Source organism: Pseudochelatococcus lubricantis (genome assembly GCF_042432495.1).
Taxonomy (GTDB): domain Bacteria; phylum Pseudomonadota; class Alphaproteobacteria; order Rhizobiales; family Beijerinckiaceae; genus Pseudochelatococcus; species Pseudochelatococcus lubricantis.
This window is the reverse complement of record NZ_JBHLXC010000006.1, coordinates 229,766-252,790: the sequence shown is the minus strand read 5'-3', so window position 1 is coordinate 252,790 and position 23,025 is coordinate 229,766. Positions and strand designations below refer to the sequence as shown.

Annotated in this window: 24 protein-coding genes and 1 riboswitch; of the genes, 16 read left to right on the top strand and 8 right to left on the bottom strand. The window is 68.6% G+C overall.

The genetic code is table 11. The annotated features are described in order from the left end of the window. Positions 1 to 27: 27 nt before the first annotated feature. Both cobO and cobU read right to left on the bottom strand, forming a co-directional pair. Positions 28 to 642, bottom strand: coding sequence for a cob(I)yrinic acid a,c-diamide adenosyltransferase (gene cobO / locus ACFFJ7_RS11990; RefSeq protein ID WP_377592572.1), 615 nt, complete (start codon positions 640 to 642; stop codon positions 28 to 30). Between the two features lie 31 nt (positions 643 to 673). After that, on the bottom strand, positions 674 to 1,195 hold the full coding sequence (gene cobU, locus ACFFJ7_RS11985) for a bifunctional adenosylcobinamide kinase/adenosylcobinamide-phosphate guanylyltransferase (protein WP_377592570.1): 522 nt from the start codon (positions 1,193 to 1,195) through the stop codon (positions 674 to 676). Between the two features lie 176 nt (positions 1,196 to 1,371). After that, positions 1,372 to 1,679, top strand: a riboswitch (cobalamin riboswitch). A 39-nt stretch (positions 1,680 to 1,718) separates the two neighbouring features. Here cobU and cobW point away from each other — a divergent pair. The 6 genes from cobW to ACFFJ7_RS11955 are packed head-to-tail and all read left to right on the top strand — an operon-like array spanning position 1,719 to position 9,549. Then, entirely contained in the window at positions 1,719 to 2,771 is a 1,053-nt protein-coding gene (gene cobW, locus ACFFJ7_RS11980; RefSeq protein ID WP_377592568.1) for a cobalamin biosynthesis protein CobW, read from the top strand. Between the two features lie 35 nt (positions 2,772 to 2,806). Beyond that, on the top strand, positions 2,807 to 6,169 hold the full coding sequence (gene cobN / locus ACFFJ7_RS11975) for a cobaltochelatase subunit CobN (protein WP_377592567.1): 3,363 nt from the start codon (positions 2,807 to 2,809) through the stop codon (positions 6,167 to 6,169). Further along, positions 6,166 to 7,404 (top strand): precorrin-3B synthase, encoded by a 1,239-nt coding sequence (gene cobG, locus ACFFJ7_RS11970; RefSeq protein WP_377592564.1) that lies wholly within the window; start codon positions 6,166 to 6,168, stop codon positions 7,402 to 7,404. Before cobN ends, cobG begins: the two co-directional genes overlap by 4 nt. Beyond that, complete coding sequence (locus ACFFJ7_RS11965; protein WP_377592562.1) at positions 7,401 to 8,051, top strand: precorrin-8X methylmutase; 651 nt, start codon at positions 7,401 to 7,403, stop codon at positions 8,049 to 8,051. The genes cobG and ACFFJ7_RS11965 overlap by 4 nt, the downstream gene beginning before the upstream one ends. Further along, positions 8,045 to 8,791: a precorrin-2 C(20)-methyltransferase gene (locus ACFFJ7_RS11960; RefSeq protein ID WP_377593015.1), complete on the top strand. Its 747-nt coding sequence runs from the start codon at positions 8,045 to 8,047 to the stop codon at positions 8,789 to 8,791. Before ACFFJ7_RS11965 ends, ACFFJ7_RS11960 begins: the two co-directional genes overlap by 7 nt. Further along, entirely contained in the window at positions 8,788 to 9,549 is a 762-nt protein-coding gene (locus ACFFJ7_RS11955) for a precorrin-3B C(17)-methyltransferase (protein ID WP_377592560.1), read from the top strand. The genes ACFFJ7_RS11960 and ACFFJ7_RS11955 overlap by 4 nt, the downstream gene beginning before the upstream one ends. Here the strand turns inward: ACFFJ7_RS11955 and ACFFJ7_RS11950 are convergent. Then, the gene (locus ACFFJ7_RS11950; protein ID WP_377592558.1) at positions 9,516 to 10,337 is read right to left on the bottom strand and encodes a cobalt-precorrin-6A reductase; all 822 of its coding nucleotides are present in this window, start codon (positions 10,335 to 10,337) and stop codon (positions 9,516 to 9,518) included. The genes ACFFJ7_RS11955 and ACFFJ7_RS11950 overlap by 34 nt on opposite strands. Here ACFFJ7_RS11950 and cbiE point away from each other — a divergent pair. Genes cbiE through cobF form a run of 6 tightly spaced genes read left to right on the top strand, consistent with a single transcriptional unit; the run spans position 10,336 to position 15,643 of the window. Further along, positions 10,336 to 11,577, top strand: a complete 1,242-nt coding sequence (gene cbiE / locus ACFFJ7_RS11945) for a precorrin-6y C5,15-methyltransferase (decarboxylating) subunit CbiE (protein WP_377592556.1) — start codon at positions 10,336 to 10,338, stop codon at positions 11,575 to 11,577. The two genes, ACFFJ7_RS11950 and cbiE, sit on opposite strands and share 2 nt — an antisense overlap. Continuing rightward, positions 11,562 to 11,993 carry a cobalamin biosynthesis protein gene (locus ACFFJ7_RS11940; protein WP_377592554.1) on the top strand — a complete coding sequence of 144 codons (432 nt, stop codon included), beginning with the start codon at positions 11,562 to 11,564 and terminating at the stop codon, positions 11,991 to 11,993. The genes cbiE and ACFFJ7_RS11940 overlap by 16 nt, the downstream gene beginning before the upstream one ends. Further along, the gene (gene cobM, locus ACFFJ7_RS11935) at positions 11,990 to 12,769 is read left to right on the top strand and encodes a precorrin-4 C(11)-methyltransferase (protein WP_377592552.1); all 780 of its coding nucleotides are present in this window, start codon (positions 11,990 to 11,992) and stop codon (positions 12,767 to 12,769) included. The genes ACFFJ7_RS11940 and cobM overlap by 4 nt, the downstream gene beginning before the upstream one ends. After that, a complete protein-coding gene (locus ACFFJ7_RS11930; RefSeq protein ID WP_377592550.1) occupies positions 12,766 to 14,091 on the top strand; it encodes a cobyrinic acid a,c-diamide synthase CobB in 1,326 nt (441 codons plus the stop codon). The genes cobM and ACFFJ7_RS11930 overlap by 4 nt, the downstream gene beginning before the upstream one ends. A 3-nt stretch (positions 14,092 to 14,094) precedes the next feature. Continuing rightward, positions 14,095 to 14,862, top strand: coding sequence for an adenosylcobinamide-GDP ribazoletransferase (gene cobS, locus ACFFJ7_RS11925; protein ID WP_377592548.1), 768 nt, complete (start codon positions 14,095 to 14,097; stop codon positions 14,860 to 14,862). A 22-nt stretch (positions 14,863 to 14,884) separates the two neighbouring features. Next, positions 14,885 to 15,643 (top strand): precorrin-6A synthase (deacetylating), encoded by a 759-nt coding sequence (gene cobF / locus ACFFJ7_RS11920; RefSeq protein WP_377592546.1) that lies wholly within the window; start codon positions 14,885 to 14,887, stop codon positions 15,641 to 15,643. Positions 15,644 to 15,651: 8 nt separating this feature from the next. Here cobF and cobT read toward each other — a convergent pair whose 3' ends face one another. Next, complete coding sequence (gene cobT, locus ACFFJ7_RS11915) at positions 15,652 to 16,656, bottom strand: nicotinate-nucleotide--dimethylbenzimidazole phosphoribosyltransferase (RefSeq protein ID WP_377593012.1); 1,005 nt, start codon at positions 16,654 to 16,656, stop codon at positions 15,652 to 15,654. 179 nt (positions 16,657 to 16,835) lie between these two features. Here cobT and bluB point away from each other — a divergent pair, with 179 nt between their 5' ends. Further along, positions 16,836 to 17,462 carry a 5,6-dimethylbenzimidazole synthase gene (gene bluB / locus ACFFJ7_RS11910; RefSeq protein ID WP_377592543.1) on the top strand — a complete coding sequence of 209 codons (627 nt, stop codon included), beginning with the start codon at positions 16,836 to 16,838 and terminating at the stop codon, positions 17,460 to 17,462. A gap of 240 nt (positions 17,463 to 17,702) precedes the next feature. Here bluB and aztC read toward each other — a convergent pair whose 3' ends face one another. After that, positions 17,703 to 18,656, bottom strand: a complete 954-nt coding sequence (aztC, locus tag ACFFJ7_RS11905; RefSeq protein WP_377592541.1) for a zinc ABC transporter substrate-binding protein AztC — start codon at positions 18,654 to 18,656, stop codon at positions 17,703 to 17,705. Here aztC and ACFFJ7_RS11900 point away from each other — a divergent pair. Then, a complete protein-coding gene (locus ACFFJ7_RS11900; protein WP_166950973.1) occupies positions 18,655 to 18,861 on the top strand; it encodes a hypothetical protein in 207 nt (68 codons plus the stop codon). The two genes, aztC and ACFFJ7_RS11900, sit on opposite strands and share 2 nt — an antisense overlap. Positions 18,862 to 18,948: 87 nt before the next feature. After that, entirely contained in the window at positions 18,949 to 20,184 is a 1,236-nt protein-coding gene (gene aztD / locus ACFFJ7_RS11895) for a zinc metallochaperone AztD (protein WP_377592538.1), read from the top strand. Positions 20,185 to 20,372: 188 nt separating this feature from the next. On the opposite strand, the gene ACFFJ7_RS11890 is transcribed toward aztD, so the two are convergent. Both ACFFJ7_RS11890 and ACFFJ7_RS11885 read right to left on the bottom strand, forming a co-directional pair. Then, entirely contained in the window at positions 20,373 to 20,693 is a 321-nt protein-coding gene (locus tag ACFFJ7_RS11890) for a branched-chain amino acid transport AzlD family protein (RefSeq protein ID WP_377592536.1), read from the bottom strand. After that, a complete protein-coding gene (locus tag ACFFJ7_RS11885; protein ID WP_166950998.1) occupies positions 20,690 to 21,451 on the bottom strand; it encodes an AzlC family ABC transporter permease in 762 nt (253 codons plus the stop codon). Before ACFFJ7_RS11885 ends, ACFFJ7_RS11890 begins: the two co-directional genes overlap by 4 nt. A 110-nt stretch (positions 21,452 to 21,561) precedes the next feature. On the opposite strand from ACFFJ7_RS11885, the gene ACFFJ7_RS11880 reads away from it, so the two are divergent. After that, complete coding sequence (locus ACFFJ7_RS11880; RefSeq protein WP_377592533.1) at positions 21,562 to 22,392, top strand: helix-turn-helix transcriptional regulator; 831 nt, start codon at positions 21,562 to 21,564, stop codon at positions 22,390 to 22,392. Between the two features lie 87 nt (positions 22,393 to 22,479). Here the strand turns inward: ACFFJ7_RS11880 and ACFFJ7_RS11875 are convergent, their stop codons facing one another. Continuing rightward, the gene (locus ACFFJ7_RS11875) at positions 22,480 to 22,917 is read right to left on the bottom strand and encodes an Lrp/AsnC family transcriptional regulator (RefSeq protein ID WP_377592531.1); all 438 of its coding nucleotides are present in this window, start codon (positions 22,915 to 22,917) and stop codon (positions 22,480 to 22,482) included. Positions 22,918 to 23,025: the final 108 nt, after the last annotated feature.

Below are 23,025 nucleotides of genomic sequence, written 5' to 3'. Positions count from 1 at the left end.
CAACGCGCGGGCCTGCCTCGCCATCCGTCAGAACTCGATTCCCGGCTGCGCCTTCACACCGGCGGCGAAATGGTGCTTGACGGCGCCCATCTCCGTCACCAGATCGGCAGCCGCTATCAGCTCGGGCTTGGCGTTGCGTCCCGTCACGACGACATGCAGATCGTTCCGCCGGTTCCGCAGCGTGTCGACCACCTCGGCGAGGTCCAGATAATCGTAGCGAAGCGCGATGTTCAGTTCATCCAGAACGACAAGGCTGAGCGCGGGATCGCCGATGAGTTCGCGCGCCTTGTCCCACGCCCGGCGCGCGGCGGTGATGTCGCGCTCCAGGTCCTGCGTTTCCCAGGTGAAGCCCTCGCCCATCGTATGCCAGACGACGCGCTCGCCGAACGCGGAGAACGCCTCGCGCTCGCCCGTCTGCCACACGCCCTTGATGAACTGCACCACGCCGACCCGCCTGCCGTGTCCCAGCATGCGCAGCGCCAGCCCGAAGGCCGCTGTCGACTTGCCCTTGCCGGGCCCGGTGTTGACGATCAGCAGCCCCTTTTCCACCGTCTTTGCGGCGACTTCCGCATCCTGCACCGCCTTGCGGTTCTGCATCCGTGCCTTGTGGCGCTGCGCCCGTTCCTCGCTGATATCCGTCATTCCCACCTCGTCCGATCCGTCATGCCGCCACTCATTTCACCTGCATCGCGAGCCCAGCAACCATGAACACCACGCGATCCGCCCGCGTCGCGACCATCTGGTTAAGCCGTCCGGCGGCATCGCGGAAGCGGCGTGCCAGGGCGTTGTCCGGCACGATGCCGAGGCCTACCTCGTTGGAGACCACGACCCACGGCCCGCGCGGGCGGCCGAGCGCCTCCGCTAGCCGCTGGCTTGCCGTCTCCACATCCGGTCCGTCCGGCGACAGCATGACGTTGGTCAGCCACAAAGTCAGGCAGTCCACCAGCACCGGCATGCCTTCCGGCGTGGCGGCCAGTGCACCGGCGACGTCGAGCGGCGCCTCCCGGGTGTTCCAGCCCGCCGGCCGCCTGGCCGCATGGGCGGCGATACGCGCATGCATCTCCTCGTCGTAGGCCTGCGCGGTCGCGATATAGCGCCACGGCGCGGGCTGCTCCATGATCAGCCGCTCCGCGTGGCTGCTCTTGCCGGAGCGCGCGCCACCCAGCACGAATGTAAGAGACGAACGGTGCGCCAAGAAACTACCCGATCCTTAGAGAAACTGCCCGATCCGCAAAGAAACTGCCCCAGCCCGAAACCAGCCGCCGGAGCCTGAAACAGAGGGGCGCGCCCGGGCCGATTCTCCGCGAGCATAGGGCCGAACCCGCTTGCAACCAACGCAAATTTGCGCCGTTGACAGGCTCCGCTCCCCGGCCCTAGATGACGTATGACGGTCTTTCCCCGCATGAGCAATGCCGGGGAAAGCTAAGAGGGAATGCGGTGCGCAAACGTTCGTCCGCCGGACTTTCGTTTGTTATGCCGCAGCTGTTCCCGCAACTGTAGCCGGATAGCTCTTCCGCGTTGAGCGCTCTCCGATCGGAAAGCGCTCAAAGCACACAATCGCGGAGCCTGTTACGATTTCGCAAAATCGGAGCACGCTCCCACGCCACTGAGTACTCGGGAAGGCGGTGGACGAGCGAGAATCCGGGAGCCAGGAGACCTGCCGTCACCCGATTCACTCTGACCGTCCGGCGGGAGAACCGGACAGGGAGCGCATTTCGATGGCTGATTCCGCCCTTTCCGCCGCTCGCGGCCGCGTGCCTTGCACCATCATCACCGGCTTCCTCGGTGCGGGCAAGACGACCCTCATCCGCAACCTGCTCGAACAGACCGGCGGCAGCCGCCTCGCCATCGTCGTCAACGAATTCGGCGATGTGGGCATCGACGGCGAAATCCTGCGCAGCTGCGGCGTCGAGAACTGCCCGCAGGACAACATCGTCGAACTCGCCAACGGCTGCATCTGCTGCACCGTCGCCGACGACTTCGCCCCCGCTCTCGACCGCATTCTGGCGCTGGAGCCGAAGGTCGATCATATCCTGATCGAGACCTCCGGCCTGGCGCTGCCCAAGCCGCTGGTGCAGGCGTTCCAGTGGCCGGCGATTCGCGGGCGCGTCACGGTCGACGGCGTCATCGCCGTCGTCGACGGCCCCGCTCTCGCCGAAGGCCGTGTCGCCGCCGATCCCGCCGCGCTGGAGACGCAGCGTGCCGCCGATGCCTCCATCGACCACGACGATCCCGTCGAGGAAGTGTTCGAGGATCAGATCGCCTGCGCCGATCTTGTCATCGTTTCCAAGACCGACCTGCTCGGTGAGGCGGATCGCGCCCGTGTCGAGGAAACCCTGCGCCCGCACCTGCCGCCGGCGGTCAGGATCGTGGCCGGCGTAAACGGCAAGGTCGATGCCGCCGTGGCGCTGGGACTGGGGCTCGGCGTCGAGGACGACATCGAAAACCGCCGCACGCATCACGACGACGAGGCGGACCACGAGCACGACGAGTTCGACAGCTTCGTTGTCGAACTGCCCGCCGTCGCCCGGCCGGAAGATCTGGCGCGGCGCATCAGTGCCGCTGTCGAGGCCGAGAACATCCTGCGCCTCAAGGGCTTCGCCCACGTCGAGGGCAAGCCGCTGCGCCTGCTTGTGCAGGCGGCGGGTCCGCGTGTCGACCACTATTTCGACCGCCCGTGGAGCGCGGACGAAACGCCGCGCACGCGCCTCGTCGTCATCGGCCTCAAGGGCATCGACCGCGCGGCGATCGAGCGAATCCTCGCCGCATGAGCGCCCCGCGCCAGTGATCCGCGAAAGCACGGACCATGCATCTGCTCGCCACCACCACCGCCTCGCTGGATGACCTGATCGAGCCTGTCGATCTCGGCCAATCCCCGGCGCCGCTGGCGGCGCTGTCCTTCACGGACAGCGATCTCGCCGGCCTCGCCGCGGCCTGGCGGGAAGACCGGCGGCGGGCGGAAGACGCCATCCCGGACCTGCGGCTCGCGCATCTGCGCGACCTGCGCCATCCGATGTCCGTCGATCTGTGGATAGACCGCGTCGCGCGCCACGCGCGCGTCATCGTGGCGCGCGTGCTCGGGGGTTACGACTGGTGGCGCTATGGCTGCGACCGGCTGGCCGCCGTCGCCCGCCGCGACGCCATCGCCCTCGCGCTGCTGCCCGGCGAATGCCGCGCCGACGACGAGCGGCTCGCCGCGCTGTCAACCATCGGGACGGAAGAACGCGCCGCGCTGCTGGACTGTTTCCGCGAGGGCGGGCCGGACAACCTGCGCGCGGCCGTGCATCGCATGGCGGCGCTTGCCGGCGCGGCGGTGGTGCCGGAAGCGGCACGGCCTGTCGCGAAGGCGGGCTTCTACCTGCCAGGCGAAGGCATCGTGCCCCTCGCCCGGTTCCGTGAGACGCCGGATGCCGCGGCCTGCGTGCCGATCGTCTTCTACCGCTCGCTGCTGCTCGCTGCCGACGTCGCTCCCGTCGACGCCCTGTTCCATGCCCTGCGCGCGCAAGGCATCGCCGCCGTCCCGCTGTTCGTGCGCAGCCTTCGCGATCCGGAGGCGGTCGCCGCCATCGAGGCGGCGGCGGACAGTCTGCATCCGTCCGCCCTCGTCACCACCACCGCCTTCGCCCTCGGCGATCACGGCGGCGGCCAGCCGCTGTTCGATCGTCTCGGCGTGCCGGTGTTCCAGGCCATCGTCGCCACCACCGGCCGCGAAGCCTGGCGAGACGGTCAGCGCGGCCTCGCACCCGCCGACCTCGCCATGCACGTCGTGCTGCCGGAACTCGACGGGCGCATCATGGCCGGCGCGATCTCCTTCAAGGATGTCGTCGGCGCCGACGACGCCCTCGCCTTCACCGCCCGCGTCAACCGGCCCGAGCCCGCACTCGTCGAACAGACGGCACGCCGCATCGCCGCCCATATCCGCCTGCAGGGCACGCCGCGCCGGGAGCGGCGCATCCTCATCCTCCTGCCGGATTATCCCAACGCACCCGGCCGCGCGGGCTACGCCGTGGGGCTGGACGTGCCGGCCAGCGTGCTCGCCATCCTCCACGACCTGCGCGAGGCCGGCTATGCGGTGGACGACATCCCGCCCACACCGCGCGACCTGATGCGGCGGCTGGAGACGGCCCGCGAGGCCTGGCCGCCGGGGATGTACAGCGCCTTTCTGGACAGGCAGACACCAGAAATTCGCGAGGCGATGGCGCGGGAGTGGGGCCCGCCCGACGGCGACGCGCCGGACGGCGCCTTCGCCTTCCGCCATGCGCATTTCGGCGCGGCGACGGTGGCCTTCGCGCCCGATCGGGGCCGCGAGGCGGACCGACGGGCGGATTATCACGACCCGGTCCGCGCCCCCCGCCACGCGCTGCTGGCCTTCGGCGGATGGCTGCAGGAGGCGCTCGGCTGCCATGCGATCATCCATGTCGGCGCGCACGGCACGCTCGAATGGCTGCCCGGCAAGACGGTGGCGCTCGGCCCTTCCTGCTTTCCGGCGGCGGTCACGGGGGGCATCCCCGTGCTGTATCCCTTCATCGTCAGCAATCCGGGCGAGGCCGCGCAGGCGAAGCGGCGCATCGGCGCGGTTACGCTCGGCCACCTTACCCCGCCTTTGTCCATGGCCGGGTTGAGCGAGGAATATCAGGCACTTGAGCGTCTCGTCGACGAATACGCCCAGGCCGAGGGCCTCGACCGCCGCCGCCGGGAGCGACTCGCGCAGCTCATCGTCGACAGCGCGAAAAAATCCGGCCTTGCCGTGGAAGCCGGCGTCGCGGAAGGTGACGACGAGGCCTCAGCCTTGCGGCGCATCGATGCATGGCTTTGCGATATCAAGGATTTCTCCATCAAGGACGGCCTGCACATTTACGGCCGCGCGCCGACGGGCGAAGCCGATCCGCAGCGGCTGCGCAGCGCGGATAACGAACGGGCGGCGCTGCTCGCCGCGCTCGACGGGCGCCATGTTCCCCCGGGTCCGTCCGGGGCGCCGTCACGCGGGCGCGCCGATGTGCTGCCCACCGGGCGCAATCTCTTCACCAGCGATCCGCGCACGCTGCCAACCCCGACCGCGCAGGCGCTGGGCGAACGGGCGGCGGATGAAATCGTGCGTATCTATTTGCAGGATAACGGCGAATGGCCGCGCACGCTGGTCATGGACCTGTGGGGCAGCGCCAGCCTGCGCACCGGCGGCGAGGAAATCGCCCAAGGCCTCGCGCTGATGGGCTGCCGCCCGCAATGGGACGCCGCGACCGGCCGCGTCACCGGCATCGAGGTGCTGCCGCCCGCCCGCCTGGGCCGCCCACGGGTCGACGTCACATGGCGCATCTCCGGCCTGTTCCGCGACATGTTCGCGGCCCAGATCGCGCTTCTCGACGCCGCCACGCGCGCCGTGGCACTGCGGGCGGACGAGGGCCGCGACAACCCCCTCGCGGCGGAAGCGCGGCGAAGCGATGGCGTACCTGGCCGGATTTTCGGTTCAGTGCCAGGAAGTTACGGAGCCGGTCCGGAAGAACGGCTGGCCAGCGGGGACTGGCGCGACCGAACCGAGCTGGGGCAGGTCTACCTCGATGCGGCATCCCATGTTTTCGGCGGCGCGGAAGGAGAGGGCAAGCCCGCCCCGGGCGCCTTCGCCGAGCGGGTGGCGGCCGCGCAGATGCTGGTGCACGCGGCTGATGATGCCGGCCGCGACATTCTGGAAGGCTCGGCCGATGTGGCCTTCATCGGCGGTTTTTCCGCCGCCGTAGCGGCGCTCGGCAGCAAGGCCGATCTCGTGGTGCTCGACACGCGCGACCCCGCCCGCCCCCGCGCCCGCTCGCTGCTGGAGGCGGTGACGCTCACCGTGCGCGCCCGCGCCGTCAACCCGCGCTTCATCGCCGGCCAGATGCGCCACGGCCCGCGCGGCGCGGCCGAACTGCTGGAAACGGTGGACCGGCTGGCGGGTTTCGCGGAAACTACGAACCTCATTCCGGACGGCCTGATCGAAGCACTTTACGACGCCTATCTCGCCGATGAGACGGTGCGCGGCTTCCTGCTGCGGGAAAATCCGGTGGCCGCGCAAGTCATGGCGCAGCGCTTCCGCGCGTTGATTCAGCGCGGCCTCTGGCATCCGCGCCGCAACAGCGTGGGCGAGAGCCTGAGCCGCCTCACGGAAGAGGCACAGCCGCGGGAGCTTCCGGCATGAATGCGGCCGTGCTCTCCGGCTCCCCCGAACCGTGGCGGCGGCGTGGCGCCTGCCCCTCGCTCGCGCGCCCCATGCAGACGGGCGACGGCCTGCTGGCGCGCCTCAATCCGGCCGGCGGGGAATTGTCGGCGGCGCAGCTTGCGGGCATCGCGCAAGCCGCCCTCGCGCACGGCAATGGCCTCGTCGAGATCACAGCGCGCGCCAGCCTGCAGGTCCGCGGCCTGACGGACGCCGGCGCAGCGGCATTCGCCGGGGCCATCGCCGCGCTCGGCCTGCCAATGCGGAACGGCACGCCGGTGGAAACCGGGCCGCTCGCCGGTCTCGACGCCTCGGCCCTCGTCGATCCCCGGCCGCTTGCACGCGAGTTGCAGGACCGCGCGGCGGCGGTGCGTCTGGCGGAACAGCTGGGGCCGAAAGTCTCCGTCTCCATTGATGACGGCGGCGTGCTGCCGCCCGGCGCAACCGGCGCGGATATCGGTCTGGAGGCCCGCGCGACTGAAAGCGGCCACCCCTGTTGGCGCATGCGGACGCGGGGCCGGCAGATCGAGGGTCTGGAGCCGGGGCGCGTCACAACGCTCACGCTGTCGCTTCTGCAAGCCATCGCCGCGAAAGGGCGAACGGCCCGCGCCCGCGATCTGGCCGACAGCGATCTTGCAGCCATCGCCGGCGACTTCGTCAGCGACGGCGCGTGTGAGGAGCGTCCGTCGCCGCCCCCCGTCGGTGTCTTTCCGCTGGCCGGCGGCCTGTCCGCGCACGGCGTCGCCCTGCCGTTCGGCCAGACCCGCGCCGAAAATCTGCTGGCCGTTGCGCAGGCGGCGGATGCCGCTATCCCGATGCGTCTGGCGCCCGGAGGCGTGCTCGCCATCGGCCTGCCGGACATCGAGGCCGTCCGGTGGCTGGAAGCCGCCGGGAGGCACGGTCTCGTCGTCGGGCCTCACGATCCGCGCCTCTTCATCCATGCCTGCGCCGGCGCGCCCGCCTGCGCGGCGGCGCATCTCGACACGAAGGCGCTGGCTGAGGCCATCGCCCGCCAGCCCGGCCTTGCCGGAGATGACGTTCGCGTGCATCTGTTCGGCTGCGAGAAACGATGCGCCCGCCCGGCCGGCGCGGTCGTCACGCTGACCGGCCATGCCGACGGTTGCGACATCGCGGCCAACGGCATTCCACTGGGCGACAGCAGGAAGGCAACGCTTCTCGACATGGCTTCACTCCACAGGACGACGGCACCCGCATGAGCGTACCCACGACCGGCGATTTTCCCGACTATCTCAAGGACGGCGACGCCATTTACGAGCGCTCGTTCCGCATCATCCGGGAAGAGGCGGACCTCTCGCGCTTTTCCGACGAGGAGGCGGAAACCGCGGTGCGCATGATCCACGCCTGCGGACTGGTGGAAGCGGCGGCGCATTTCGTCTTCTCGCCGGGCGTGGTCGCGGCCGCGCGCCGGGCGCTGCAGGCGGGTGCGCCGATTTTCTGCGATGCGGAAATGGTGGCCCACGGCATCACCCGCGCCCGCCTGCCCGCCGGCAACGACGTGATTTGCACCCTGCGCGATCCGCGCACGGCGGAACACGCGCGCGCCATCGGCAACACCCGCTCTGCCGCCGCCATAGACCTGTGGGGGGAGCGGCTCGCGGGCGCCGTCGTCGCTATTGGCAACGCACCGACGGCGCTGTTTCACCTGCTCGACAGGATCAGTGCCGGCGGCGCGAGGCCTGCGGCCATTGTCGGCATTCCCGTGGGTTTCGTCGGCGCGGCGGAGTCGAAACAGGCGCTGGCCGACAACCGCCAGGGCATTCCCTTCATCACCATGGCCGGCCGCATGGGCGGCAGCGCCATGACGGCGGCAGCGGTCAACGCCCTGAGCAGGAGCGGATCGTGAGCGGAAAACTGATCGGCGTCGGCACGGGCCCCGGCGACCCGGAACTCCTGACGTTGAAAGCCGTGCGGGTCCTCAACGAGGCCGATGTCGTGGCGCATTTCGCCAAGCGCCGGGAGGACCACCTGCGCGGCAGCCGCAGCAATGCGCGGCGCGCGGCGGCGGTCCATCTGCGCCCCGGTGTTACCGAGCTTCCCCTGCTCTATCCCGTCACGACCGAGATCGACAGGGCGCATCCCGACTACACCGCCGCGATCACGGGATTTTATGACCAGTCGGCGGACGACATCGCCGCCCACCTCGACGAAGGGCGGACGGTCGCCGTGCTGAGCGAGGGCGACCCGTTCCTCTACGGATCGTACATGCATCTGCATGTACGCCTTGCGCATCGCTACTCGACGGAAGTGGTGGCTGGCATTTCCGCGATGTCCGGCTGCTGGTCGGCGGCGGGATTGCCGTTCGTGCAGGGCGACGACGTGCTGACGGTGCTGCCCGGCACCCTGCCGGAGGCCGAGCTGACGCGGCGGCTGGCGGACACGCAGGCCGCCGTCATCATGAAAGTGGGGCGCAACCTGCCCGCCGTCCGCCGCGCCCTCGCCCGAACCGGCACGCTGGAAAAGGCGCTTTATGTCGAGCGCGGCACCATGAGCAACGGCATGACGATGCCGCTCAGCGAGAAGGCCGACGACGACGCGCCCTACTTCTCGCTGATCCTCGTGCCCGGCTGGGAGAGGCGGCGATGAGCGGAAAGCTGCACGTCATCGGCATCGGCCCCGGCCACCCGGACCAGATCACGCCCGAGGCGCGGGAGGCCATCGCCGTCGCGACGGACCTTTTCGGCTACGGCCCCTATCTCGACCGTCTGCCACCCGCCGCCGGCCAGCAGCGGCATGCGTCGGACAACCGCGAGGAACTGGCGCGGGCGAGAGCCGCCCTCGATCTCGCGGCATCGGGAAAACGGGTGGCAGTGATATCGGGGGGCGATGCGGGCGTGTTCGCCATGGCGGCGGCGGTCTGCGAGGCGGTCGAGCACGGTCCCGCTGCGTGGCGCGCGCTCGACATCGCGGTCGTTCCCGGCCTCACCGCCATGCTCGCGGTTGCGGCGCGGGCGGGGGCGCCGCTGGGGCACGATTTCTGCGCGCTCTCGCTGTCCGACAACCTGAAGCCGTGGCCGGTGATCGCCGGGCGATTGCGCGCCGCCGCGGCTGCCGGCTTCGTCATCGCGCTTTACAATCCGATCAGCCGCGCCCGGCCCTGGCAGCTCGGGGAGGCGTTCGCCATCCTGCGGGAGCAACTGCCGCCGGCGACGCCCGTCATCTTCGGGCGCGCGGTGGGGCGGGCAGCGGAGCGCGTCACGATCACGGCCCTCGCCGGCGCCGATCCCGCCCTTGCCGACATGGCGACCTGCGTGATCGTGGGCTCGCCCGGAACGCGGGTCGTCGAGCGCCCGGGCCTGCCGCCCCTGGTCTATTCGCCGCGGTCGTCGGGAGCGGACAGATGAGGCAGCAGCACGCGCAGCGCCGAAAGCGCCGCATCGGCATCGGGCACGGTCATGTCGGGCGCATGTCCGGCCGCGTCAACGGACGGGCGTTGCACCATGACGACCGGCAGATCGAGCCCGCGCGCCGCCGCGATCTTGCCGTAGGTCGCCGCGCCGCCGCTGTTCTTGGCGACGATGACCGTCACCCCGTGCATCTCGAACAGGCGCCGCTCGTCCGCCTCCGCGAAGGGGCCGCGTGCCAGCACGGCTGTCGCGCCGGGCGGCAGCGCGTCCTGCGCCACGGGTTCGATGCTGCGAACAATATAGCGATGCTGCGGTGCCCGCCGGAACGGCGCGACCTCCTGCCGGCCGATGGCAAGGAACACCGTCTGCGGCGCCTCGCCCAGCGCGGCGGCGGCGCCGGCCATGTCGGGCACCTCGATCCAGCGGTCGCCAGACTCGCGCGGCCAGGCCGGGCGATCGATGGCGAGCAGCGGCACGTCCGCGAGGCGGGCGGCGAGAATGGCATGGGCGGACATGCGCGCCGCGAAGGGATGGGTCGCGTCGATCAGCACGCGCACGCCCTGGCGGCGCAGATGGTCCGACAGCCCTTCCACGCCCCCGAAACCGCCGGTGCGGACATGCAGCCGCCCGCCCTGCGGCAGTTGCGGCTGCGCGGTGCGCCCGGCGAGCGACAGCGTGACCGCGAGCGCCGGCCAGGTGTTCAGCTGTTGCGCCAGTTGCCGCGCCTCGCCCGTGCCGCCAAGGATGAGGATGGGGACCTGTTTGCGATGATCGGCCGTCATCATGGCATCTAATGGTCTCCGCTCGTCCGCAGCAATGGAAAAGTGGCTTGCCGTGGTCGGCATCGGCGAGGACGGCGTGGCGGGCCTCGGCCAGGAGGCGCGCGGGCTGATCGCCGGCGCCGCCCATGTGTTCGGCGGCGCGCGGCATCTCGCGCTGGCGCAATCCCTCATCCGCGGCGCGGTACATCCGTGGCCGGCGCCCTTCGACACCGCCGCGCGGGCCGTGCTGGAGCTGCGGGGGCAGGCGGTCTGCGTGCTGGCATCCGGCGATCCGTTTCTGTACGGCGTCGGCGCGACGCTGTCGCGCCATGTCCCGCCCGGCGAAATGCGCGTCGTCCCGGCGCCGTCGGCCTTCAGCCTGGCGGCGGCGCGCCTCGGCTGGGCGCTGCAGGATGTCGGGACCGTTTCGCTGCACGGGCGGCCGATCACGCTCATCCTGCCGCTACTGCATCCGGGGCGGCGCGTTCTCGCCCTCACTTCGGACGGGCAGGCGCCCGCCGCCATCGCGGCCCTGCTGACGGAAGCGGGCTTCGGCGCATCGGACTTCCACGTGCTCGAAGCGCTGGGCGGCGCGGAGGAAGCCGTGCGCGCCAGCCGCGCGGATGCCGTCGGCGATACGGTTTTCCACCCGCTCAATGTCGTGGCCGTCATGGTTATCGCCGGAGAGGCAGCGCGCATTCTGCCGCGCGCGCCGGGACTGGACGACGATCTATTCGCCCATGACGGCCAGATCACCAGGCGTGAGGTACGCGCGCTCACACTGTCCGCGCTTCAGCCCCGGTGCGGGGAACTGCTGTGGGATATCGGCGCGGGCGCGGGTTCCGTCGCCATCGAATGGATGCTGGCGGACCCTTCCCTGCGCGCCGTCGCCATCGAGGAGAACGAGACGCGCGCCGCCCGCATCCGCGAGAACGCCGCCCGCCTCGGCGTTCCGGGCCTGCGGATCGTTACCGGCGCCGCGCCCGCCGCGCTCGACGGTCTGCCGCAGCCGGACGCCGTCTTCATCGGCGGCGGAGGAACCGACGCGGGTGTCGTGCCGGCCGCCATCGAGGCGCTGCGGCACGGCGGCAGGATGGTCGCCAATGCGGTGACGCTGGCGATGGAAATGCTGCTGCTGGATCTGCATCGGCGGCACGGCGGCGAACTGACACGCATCGCCCTCGCCCGCGCCGCGCCGCTCGGCGGCATGACCGGCTGGCGGCCCGCGATGCCCGTCACGCAATGGCGATGGGTGAAACCGTGAGCGCCGCGCGGACGGAAAAAGCGGCGGGCATCGGCTGCCGAAGGGACGCGCCGCTTGCGGACGTGCTCGCGGCCATCGACGCGGCGCTCGCCGTTCAGCAACTCAGTCGCGGCGATCTCGATGCGCTGGCCACCATCGCGCCGAAGCGACATGAGCCCGCCATCGCGGCGGCGGCGGAAACGCTGGGCGTGCCGCTCGTCATCGTCTCCGCCGCCGCCGCGCGGGACGCCTCCGGCCGCTGCCTGACGCTGAGCGCCGCCTCGCTTGCCGCCACCGGTGTCGCCTGCGTATCCGAGGCGGCAGCGCTTGCCGCCATCGGGCCGCGCGGGCGGCTCACGCATCCGCGCGCCGTCCGTGGGGCCGCCGCCTGCGCGATTGCCATCACACCGCCATCTGTTCGGGAGGCACGATCATGACCGTTCATTTCATCGGCGCGGGTCCGGGCGCCGCCGATCTCATCACCGTGCGCGGTCGGGACCTGATCGCGCGCTGCCCTGTCTGCCTTCACGCGGGCTCGCTGGTGCCACCTGCCCTGCTGGACTACTGCCCCGAAGGCGCGCGCATCGTCGATACCGCGCCACTGACCCTTGACGAGATCGAGGCGGAATACGCGCGCGCCCATGCCGCCGGGCAGGACGTGGCGCGGCTGCATTCGGGCGATCTTTCCGTGTGGAGCGCGGTGGCCGAGCAGATTCGGCGGCTTGAGGCGCGCGTTATTCCCTATACGCTCACGCCCGGCGTGCCTGCCTTCGCGGCGGCGGCGGCGGCGCTGGGGCGCGAACTGACTTTGCCGGGCATCGTCCAGAGCCTCGTGCTGACCCGCGTTTCCGGCCGTGCATCACCGGTGCCGGCGGGCGAGACGCTGGAGGCCTTCGCCCGCACCGGCGCGACGCTCGCCATTTACCTCGCCATCCATCGCCTCGCCGACATCGCGGCGGCGCTCGCGCCCGTCTGCGGCGCGGATTGCCCGGTGGCCGTGGTGGTGCGCGCCTCGTGGCCGGATGAACGGATCATCCGCGCGACGCTCGCCACCGTCGTGGACGCCGTCGCTGCCGATCCCGTGGAACGCACGGCGCTCATCCTCGTGGGGCGCGGTCTGGCGGCGGGCGACTTTCAGGACAGCGCGCTTTACAGCGCGGATTATCAACGGCGTTTCAGGGGGCGCGACGGCAAGGGGAGCCACAGCTTGTGACCACGAAAGGCATCATCATCGGCGCAGCGCGTTCGGGTGCGGGCAAGACGAGCGTCACCATCGGCCTGATGCGCGCGTTAGGGCGGCGCGGCCTTGCCGTGCGCGGGGCAAAATCCGGCCCGGACTACATCGACCCCGGCTTCCACCACGCGGCGACCGGCGCGCCGGGCGTCAATCTGGATAGCTGGGCGATGGCACCCGGCTTCCTCGACCATCTGGCGTACGCGCAGATCGGGGGCGCTGACGTGCTGGTCGTCGAAAGCGCCATGGGTCTGTTCGACGGCATCGCATCCGAAGCCGGGCGCAGCGGCGCGGCGGCGGATCTCGCACGCCGGTTCGGGTTGCCGACGCTGCTCGTGCTCGACATCTCGGGCCAGTCGCAGACGGCCGCCGCCATCGCGCGCGGCTTCGCGGCCCATGATGCGGAGGTGCGCATCGGCGGCATCGTGCTCAACCAGGTCGCGAGCGAGCGGCACGAACGGCTGGCGCGCCAGGCCATCGAGGCGCTCGGGCTGCCGGTCGTCGGCGCGGTCTATCGCAATGCGGACATGGCCCTGCCGGAACGTCACCTCGGCCTCGTGCAGGCCAGCGAACACGCGGCGCTCGAAGCATTCATCGAGCGGCTGGCGGACAGGATGGAAGCCTCGCTCGACCTCGACGCCGTGCTCGCCATGGCGGCTCCCCTGTCGCCGGCGCCGGGCAGTGCGGCGTTGACGCTGCCGCCGCCCGGCCAGCGGATCGCCGTCGCGCTCGACGGCGCCTTCAGCTTCATTTATCCGCATGTCACGCGGCTGTGGCGAGAGGCGGGCGCGGAAATCCTGCCTTTTTCGCCGCTTGCGGATCAGGGGCCGGACTCTTCCTGCGACATCTGCTGGCTACCCGGCGGCTATCCCGAGCTGCATGCGGGAAACCTCTCGGCCGCGCGCATCTTCCGCGACACCCTCGCCCGCTTCGCCGAAACCCGCCCGGTGCATGGCGAATGCGGCGGCTTCATGGTGCTGGGGCAGGCGCTGGAGGATGCGGACGGCGTCACCCATCCGATGACGGGGCTGTTGAGCCATGTGACGAGCTTCGCGAAGCGCAAGATGAATCTGGGCTATCGGCAGGCGGCGCTGCTCGCCGACAGTCCCATCGGCCGCAAGGGAGACAGCGTGCGCGGACACGAATTCCACTACTCCCGCGTCATCGCCACCGGAAGCGACGCCACCCTCGCCGACCTGTTTGACGGACAGGGGAACAGCCTCGGCCCTTCCGGCGCGCGGCGCGGGCTGGTGAGCGGCACGTTCTTCCACGCCATCGCGCGTCATTCCGCGGGGACCTGAAGCGTGAAAGCCGATTGCCCCGCGCCGCTGGCCGATTTCCTGCACTGCGTGGGCTTCTACACCCGCATTCCCGTGCCGCCCCTGCCCCAGACGGACCGCCCCTTCGCGGCCCGGCAATGGGCGGCGCCGCTCGCCGGGCTGGTGCCGGGCGCGGCGGGCACGGGCGTGCTGTGGCTGGCGCTCGCCGTGCACCTGCCGATCGAGGCCGCTGCCGCGATTGCGCTGGCCGGCACGGTGCTTGTCACCGGTGCGCTGCACGAAGACGGTCTGGCGGATGTCGCGGACGGTTTCGGCGGCGGGCATGACCGCGAGCGCAAGCTTGCGATCATGAAGGACAGCCGCATCGGCACCTATGGCGTGCTGGCGCTGGTGCTCGGTTGCCTGGCCCGCTGGTCGGCGCTCGTGGCGCTGGCGTCCGCCGGCATGGCTGCCGCCGCGCCGGCCCTTGTCGCCGCTCACGTCGCGTCGCGCGCCCTGATGCCCGCCTTCATGAACGCCGTGCCGCCCGCCCGCGCCACGGGCCTGTCGGCCGGCATGGGGCGTGTCGGCGGGAAAACCGCCGCCGCCGCCCTGGCGATAGGCGCGGTGGCATTGCTTCCCGGCGGCCTTTCCTTCACGCTCGCGGCGTCGATGCTCCTCGCCCTATGGTTTTTGGCGCTCAAGCGCATGTGCGAGCGCCAGATCGGTGGCCAGACGGGCGACGTGGTGGGCGCGCTGCAGCAGGGAGCAGAGATCGTCCTGCTGCTGTCCGCCTGCGTCTTCCTGTCCTGAGAAGCGTCCCGGAGCCATATCCATGCGCCATATCGTCGTCATCGGCATCGGCAGCGGCAATCCCGAGCACATGACCGTGCAGGCCATCAACGCCCTGAACCGTGCCGATATCGTGCTGATCCCGCAGAAGGGCGAAGAAAAGGCGGAGCTGGCCAGCCTGCGCCGCGCGATCTGCGCCCGCTATCTCACCAATCCGCGAACACGCCTCGTGCCTTTCGACCTGCCCGTGCGCGACGCCGCGCGTGCCGATTATCGCGAGGGCGTCGACGACTGGCACGCCGCCATCGCCGCAACCTACCGCACGCTGCTCGCCGCGCATCTTGCGGAAGACGGCACGGCGGCCCTGCTGGTGTGGGGCGACCCGTCACTCTACGACAGTACCCTGCGCATCATCGAGCGCCTGCGGGCGGGCGCGGATTTCGCCGTCGACCACACCGTCATTCCCGGCATCGCCAGCCTGCAGGCGCTCGCGGCCAGCTTCCGCATGCCGCTCAACACCATCGGCGGCGCGGTTTATGTCACCACCGGACGCAGGCTGGCACGGGAGGGTTTTCCGGACAACGCCGACACGGCGCTCGTGATGCTCGACGGCGACATGAGTTTCCGCCATCTCGCGGGCGATGACTTCGATATATTCTGGGGCGCATATCTCGGCATGGCGGACGAGACCGTCATCAGCGGCCGGCTCGCCGATGTCGCGGAAACGATCGCCGCGACCCGCGCCGGGCTGCGCGGGCGCAACGGCTGGATCATGGATATCTATCTGCTGCGGCGGCGCTGAACGCCGCGTCAGTCTTCGGATATGCCCGCTTCGGCGAAGGTGGCCATCTGGTTGTGACATGCGAGCGCGGCGCGCAGGATGCCCAGCGCCAGCGCCCCGCCGGAGCCTTCGCCCAGACGCAGGTCGAGGTCCAGAATGGCCTGCTTGCCGAGCGCCGCCAGAAGACGGCGGTGGCCGGGCTCGGCGGAGACGTGGCCAGCAAGGCAATGATCGAGCAACCGGCGGTCCAGCCCATGCAGCACCGATGCGGCGGCAGTGCAGATGAACCCGTCGAGCAGCACCGGGATGCGTGCGGCCCGCGCTGCGAGAATCGCGCCGCAAATGGCCGCCTGTTCGCGCCCGCCGAAAGCCGCGAGGACGTGCAGCGGCTCAAGCCCCCGATGCCGCGCGAGGCCCTTTTCGACGACGTCCGCCTTGCGTCGCACGCCCTCGGCGTCCGCCCCCGTGCCGGGTCCGACCCACTCCGCCGCCGGGCCGCCGAAGAGCGCCGCCGCAAGCGCGGCCGCAACGGTACTGTTGCCGATACCCATCTCGCCGAGAATGAGCACATCCGCACCGGCATCGACAGCCGCGGCACCCCGGTTGAGCGCGGATAGCGTCTCGCCCTCCGTCATCGCGAATCCAGCGGTGAAATCGGCCGTGGGGCGGTCGAGATCGAGCGGGATCACTTCCATGTGCGCATCGGCCGCGTGGCAAAGCCGGTTTATCGCCGCGCCGCCCGCGCGGAAGTTGGCGACCATCTGCGCCGTGACTTCCTGCGGATACGGACTGACGCCCTGCGCGCAGACGCCGTGATTGCCGGCGAAGATCAGCGCCTGTGCTTGCCCTATCTGTGGGCACGGGTTCGCCCGCCAGCCGGCCATGAACAGCGCCAGCTCCTCCAGCCGCCCGAGCGAGCCTGCAGACTTCGTCAGCCTGCGCTGGCGCAGCGCCGCCGCGTCGCATGCCGCCTCGTCGAAACCGGGAAGCGCCGACGTCAGCGATGCGATAGCGGACAGCGTGGCGAAAGGTATCCTGTCACGTCCGCCGCATCGCGGCGGCAACGCGCCTGATTCGGTAAGAAACACCGTCGTCTGTCCTCATCTGGCGCGTGCCACGCCTCTTGTTCTTCGGCACGTGGCAAAGCATAAGGAGAGGGATCGGGAAAGAAAATCGGGAACCTCGCAACAGCCCGGCGAAAAGGCACAGTGCAATGACCGTTTTTTCCGCTGACGACGCCGGGACGCTGCTTCGCATCCTGCGCTGGCGGCGCGACGTCCGTCATTTCCATCCGGATCCGATTCCCGAGTCGGTGCTCGACAGGCTGTGCGCGGCAATGGACTGCTCCCCATCTGTCGGCAATGCGCGGCCGTGGCGGGTGATCCGTGTCGAGGACCCTGCCCTGCGTGCCGCCTTGCGCGCCAATTTCGAAGCCGCCAATGCGGAGGCCCACGAAAGCTATCGTGGCGCACGCGCCGAAGCCTACGGACGGCTCAAGCTCGCCGGACTCGACAAGGCGCCGGTGCTGCTGGCGGTCTTCACCGATATGGCGCCAGAAGCAGGTGAGCGCCTCGGGCGCGCAACCATGCCCGAGACGCTGCGCCAGTCCACCGCCATGGCGATCCATACGCTATGGCTTGCCGCGCGGGTGGAAAATCTGGGCCTCGGGATGGTCTCGATACTGGAGCCGCAGAAGGTGAAGGCGCTGTTCGGCGTGCCCGATTGCTGGGAGTTCTCGGCGCTTCTGTGCATCGGCCGGTCCGAATTCGATGATGACACGCCACTTCTGCATCGCACGGGCTGGCAGGAGAACAGTGCCACCTGCTGGCAGCGGCGTTAAAGCGATTCAAGTAAAATGGATGCTGTTCCAGTATAATTTGATGAAATAACAATAATACATATAAAATCTGATGCGTTTTTAATATAATTTGCTTCAGTTCTATTCCGACTATATCGGATAATATTATTGAACTGAACTCTCTCAAAATTAGAAACCTGGAAACCATCCCGCCTCAATCTGAACAGGATAGTTTCCAGGATCTGTCCTGCAACGCTCGGGAGCCGTGCGGGTCGTGTCCGTTCAGCTTGCGGGAATGGCCGCCTTCAGCGTCCGGATGTTGTAGCGGAACAGGTCGACATAGGTGGAGGCCGGGCCGTCCTTGCCCGAAAGCGCGTCCGAATAGAGCGTGCCGCCCACCTTCAGGCCCGTTTCCGTCGCTATCTGCTCGATAAGCCTCGGGTTGGTGATGTTTTCGAGGAAGATGGCGGAAGCCTTGTCCTCCTTCACCTGCTCGATAAGTTTCGCCACGTCCGAAGCTGACGCTTCCGACTCTGTCGAAACCCCTTCCGGCGCGATGAACCTCAGCCCGTAGTCGCGCTCGAAGTAGCCGAAGGCGTCATGCGACGTGATGATGGTGCGCCGGCCGGCCGGGATCGCGCCGATGGCGTCCCGCACCTCCTTGTCGAGATCGGCAAGCTTCGCGGTGTAGGCCACGGCATTGGCCGTGTAGATCGGACATCCCGCCTTGTCCGCCTTGCAGAAGGCATCCGCGATGTTCTTCACATAAATTTCGGCGTTGCGGACCGATTGCCAGGCGTGCGGATCGAACTCGCCGTGATGATGATGGCCGGCGTGGTCATGGCCTTCATGCCCCCCGGCCTCATGGTGGTGTTCGTCCTCGCTCGCCTTCAGCGGCGTGATGCCCTGGCTCACCTCCACGACAGGCGCCTTCGCGCCGCTCGCCTCAACGAGCCGCCCGATGAAACCCTCGAAACCGAGGCCGTTGACGAGGATGACGTCTGCGCGCTGCAGCGCGGCGGCGTCGGCAGGGCGTGGCTCGTAGACATGGGCATCGCCGTCCGGGCCGACGAGCGTCGTGATGGCCACGCGGTCCCCGCCGACATTCCGGGCAAAATCGCCGATGATCGAGAAACTCGCCACAATATCCAGTTCGGCCGCCGAGACAGTCGTCGAGAAACCGGCGGAAAACGTGAGCAGGCCGGCACAGGTCGCAACGCGCAACATCCTGAACATGAAGGAACTCCTTTCGTTCGTCAGGCTGTCCGGTGGCGGCTCGATCAAGGCCGGCGCAGCTGAAGGCGAGATCGTCGAAACGCAGGCAAACGTCGGTCGTCGCAGCTTTGCAAACGGGCAACCCGGCAAGGGATTGACAACTCCTGCATATGTAATGTTATTACACACGTCAATGAAAAGTTATGTAATAACGTTTCAAATATGATGCGCGACCGCAGTCTCCGCCAGGGAGCGTCCGGAGCCGCCGCCGCGCAAGGTGTTTCAACAGCTCATGATGGAAGGATCGAACCCGATGAATCCGAAAAGCAATCGCGCGCGCCTGCTGGCTGCCGCAGCCGCCGGCGTCGTGCTGGCCGGCCAGATGGCGTTTGCCGGCGAGACGGGCGAGACGAGGGAAGCGTGGCGGCTGTTTGTCGCCGACCACACCCGACCCGTCGTCCGCGTGCTCGATTTCGATGACGGCAAGGAACTCGCCCGCTACGACATCAAGGGATACGCGACGCTCACCGCCAGCGCGTCCGGGCAAACTGTATTCGCCACGCAGTCGGATTCGGACATCGTGCACGTCATCGGTACCGGCATCGCGCTCTCCGACCACGGCGAGCATCGCGATCTCGATGTCTCCGCCCCTGCCCTCCTGCCGGTGACGTTCGCGGGCAAACGGCCCTTCCACGTCGTGCCTCACGACGACCATCTGATCCTGTTCTACGACCGGGGCGGCAAGGCGGAGATCATCGACGAGGCGGCGCTTCTCGACGGCACGGCAAAGGTGCGCGAGATCGACACGACGGCCCCGCACCACGGTGTCGCGGTGACGATGGGTCGGTTCGTGCTCGTCTCGGTGCCCGACACGAGTGCCGAAACGAAGCCGGATACGTTGCCGCCGCGCATCGGCCTGCGGGTCATCGACGGGAGCGGCAAGCAGGTCGGCGACATCGCGAAATGCACCGATCTGCATGGGGAAGCCACGTCGGCCCGGCTCGTGGCCGTGGGCTGCAAGGAGGGCGTGCTGGTCGCCCGCCCCGGCAAGGAAGGGCCGGAACTCAAGCTGCTGCCGTATCCGGAGACGCTGCCGAAAGGCTACGTCGGCACCCTGCTCGGCGGCAAGGCGCTGCAGTTCTTTCTCGGCAACTACGGCGAGGACAAGGTCGTGCTGATCGATCCCGACAGCGACGAGCCCTATCGCCTCGTCGAACTGCCAACGCGGCGTGTGGACTTCATTCTCGATCCGGCCGACGTGCGCAACGCCTACATCCTCACCGAGGACGGCGACCTGCATGTGCTCGATGTCGTCAAGGGCGAGATCGTCCGCAAGGCAAAGGTCACCGAGCCCTACAGCAAGGATGGCCACTGGCGGGATCCGCGCCCGCGTCTTGCGGTAGCGGATGGCCAGATCGCCATCACGGATCCCCGGCACGCGCTCGTCCGGATCGTCGATTCCGGAACGCTGAAGGAGAGCCGCACGATCCCGGTCGACGGGCAGCCCTTCTCCATCGTCGCCGTCGGCGGGTCCGGCGCGTCGCACTGATAGGGATATCCGTCCCGTTGGGGGCGGCGCGATCCCGGCGTTTCCGTTCCGGATTGGTCACCGTCGGACAAGGGCCGCGTCCGCCCGGAATGCATTCAACCTGAATCGGAAGTCGCTGAAGAAATCAAATCTGGAAGCCGTCCTGTCTTGATGTAAGCAGGGCAGCTTCCAGACACCCGCCGTTCCCGTCACATGAGCAGCGCCTGCAGGACCAGGAATGCGGCGACGCCGGCGACGATGGTCGCGAAAAGGCTGCGGGAAACGGCGCCGGCAGCCGCCGCGACGATGGTGGCCACGAGGGAGATGCTGATCCCCGACGGCGTCATTGCCGGCCTGCCGACCACCTCGGCGGTGACGAGGGCCGCCATGATCGCCGAAGGAACGAAGCCGAGCCAGTCGAGCAGCACGGCGGGCATGCGCATCCGCGACAGGAAAACGATGGGCAGCGCGCGGACCACCAGCGTCAGGGCGGCGCAGACCGCTATGGTGGATAATATTTCGCCATTCATGATTCTCTCCCGCCGGAGCGGCCTAGACGCAGCAGCACGGTCGCAACTGTCGCTGCCAGAACCGTTGCGGCGAGAATCGCGACGCTGGGATCGATCCTGCCGACGCTCACAGCGGTGGCGGCGACGGCGACCGCGATGGTGAGCGTTTCGAGCTTGCGGTTGCGGCTCGCGAACCAGATCATCATCAGCAGGCCGATGAACATGGTGACAAGGCTGAAGCCGAGGCCACTGGTGAGGGCAGGCGGCAGCGACGAGGCCAGCAACGCGCCGGCGATGTTGGCGACAATCCAGTTGATCCACGCCGAAAGGTTGAGGCCCAGCAGCCAGGCGAAGGGCAGCGCGCCGTGACGCCGACCGTACTGGGCCGCCACGCCGAAGGTTTCGTCCGTCAGCAGCGCGCCGCCGATGACCTTCTCGAAGGTCCGCGCGTTGCCGAAGTAGATCGCCATGGCGCTGCTCATCAGCAGATAGCGCATGTTGACCAGCAGCACGGCCAGCACGATCGGCAGCATGCCGTCGCCGGTGCCGTGCATCGAATAGAACAGAAACTGGGCCGAACCGGCATAGAGCAGGCCGGCCAGCGCACAGATCTCCCCGAGCGAAAAGCCCGCGAGCGTGCCGATCGCGCCGGCGGCAAAGCCGATGCTCCAGTAGCCCAGAACCGTCGGCCCACAGGCGACAACGCCTTTGCGGAACAGGGCGGCGGCACTATATTTTTCGTTTCCGACGTCATATGTCGAACTGTTTTGCGTAACCATGCTTCCCAACCTCGCGCGGAGAGCGTTTGTTACCGCGCCAACAATTCAGGAATATTGGAAAATCCTGCGCCTGCACGGCGCGGCGGACATGAGGCCTATTCGGAAAAGGCATGATGGGACGGAACGACATGCGGCTGTGGCGCGATTCGAGCCTCTTCGGCGGGCTCGAACTCCTGCGCGCTTCGTGTTTCGACCATCGCTATTCGCCTCATTTCCATGACGAGTTCGTGGTCGCCGCTTTCAGGCGCGGCGCACAGCGGCATCGGGTGGCGCGGCACGAGGGCGTCGCCCACGCGGGTACGGTGATGATCATCCATCCCGGAGAGGTACATAGCGCCGAGGCGGCGGAGCGGAACGGCATCTGGGAGCACTGTGCCTTCTATCCCTCCACGGATACGATGGAAGCGATCGCCGCCGACATGCTGGGCGGTAGCGGCGCGCTGGATTTCGGGCGCGCGACTCTGCGAACCGAGCCCGGTCTCGCGCGCAGCCTGCTCGCCGCTCATCGCGTCGTCGAAGCGACGCCGGATGCGGTGGAGAAGCAGAGCGCGGTTTATGAGGCGCTCGCCTTGCTGATCCGGCGCTATGGCCAGCGGGCGGGCCGGGCCTCGCGCCCGCAGTCGCCCGCTGCGGACATGAGCCGCGCCGTCGCCTTCATGAACGACTGCCACGACCGCAGGCTGACGGTGGACGAAATCGCCCGGGTCGCGGGCCTCAGCGAATACCATTTCATGCGCGCGTTCCGGGCGCAGTCCGGCCTCACCGTCCACCGCTATCTGACGCAGGTGCGGCTCGGCCGTGCCAAGGCGCTGCTGGAACGCGGCGTGGGCCCTGCGGAGGTCGCCGTAGCCGTCGGCTTTTTCGACCAGAGCCATCTCACCAATCAGTTCCGCAACTGGTTCGGCGTGACGCCCCGCGCCTTCGCGCTGGCGTGCTGCTAGAGCGCATTCCGATCAGAATTCGCTCAAAATAAGGAAACTAGAATCTGTCCTGTTTCAACGTAAACAGGACAGATTCCAGATGTGAGGTTACGCCAAAGGCGGCAGGCGGCGCATGACGGGCTGCGTCTTGACGATGACGGTGTTTGTCTCCGCCTTGTCCGCAATCCGGTCGAGGATCGCGTCGAGCTGTTCGATGGAGCGGACATGCAGGCGGGCGATGAAGCAATCGTCGCCGGTAACCTTGTCGCATTCGGTAACTTCCGGAACCTCCACGATGAGTTGCTGGACGACGTGCAGCTTGCCCGGCAGCGGCCGGATGCGCACGATGGCCTGCAGCGTGTAACCGATCCGGGCAGGATCCACCTCGACGGTGAAGCCGCGAATGACGCCCTGCTCCTCAAGCCGCTTCAACCGTTCAGACGTACTTGGAGACGACAGGCCCACATGCCCGGCAAGGTCCTTGAGCGACATGCGCGCATCGCTTGCCAGAAGCGCGATGATGCGGCGGTCCAGATCGTCCGGCATTTCGTTCTCTCAGGCAATGTCCGCGTGCAGCCTAACAAGATTAGGAATGATGACCATATCACCTTTCCCTGCATATAGATACCGGCCGTTTTGCCCGTTATAGTGAGG